The organism is Rhizobium sp. IY2 (assembly GCF_047532935.1).
In the GTDB taxonomy this organism is placed as follows: Bacteria; Pseudomonadota; Alphaproteobacteria; order Rhizobiales; family Rhizobiaceae; genus Rhizobium; species Rhizobium anhuiense.
In genome coordinates this window covers 1-223 of record NZ_JBLKNU010000059.1, presented here as the reverse complement: position 1 = coordinate 223, position 223 = coordinate 1, and the positions used below count along the sequence as shown (strand labels likewise).

1 protein-coding gene is annotated in these 223 nt (G+C 64.1%); it reads right to left on the bottom strand.

The window, feature by feature from the left end:
• Nucleotides 1-223: ABC transporter permease subunit (locus ACMUVN_RS33380; RefSeq protein ID WP_414816067.1), on the bottom strand; the 223-nt coding region annotated here is incomplete at both ends.

The following is a 223-nucleotide window of genomic DNA, read 5'->3' as shown; positions in this document are numbered from 1 at the left end:
GTAGAGCTGGAAGGGCGAGGCGCCGTCGATCTGGGCGGCCTTCATGATCTCGCCGTCGATGCCGCGCAGGCCCGCCAGGAACATCGCCATGACGAAGCCCGACGCCTGCCACACACCGGCGATGACGACGGTGTAGATGACGAAGTCCTTGTTCTTGATCCAGTCGAAGTGGAAGCTCGTCCAGCCGAAGTGGTGCAGCGTCTGTTCCAGGCCGAGGCCGGGA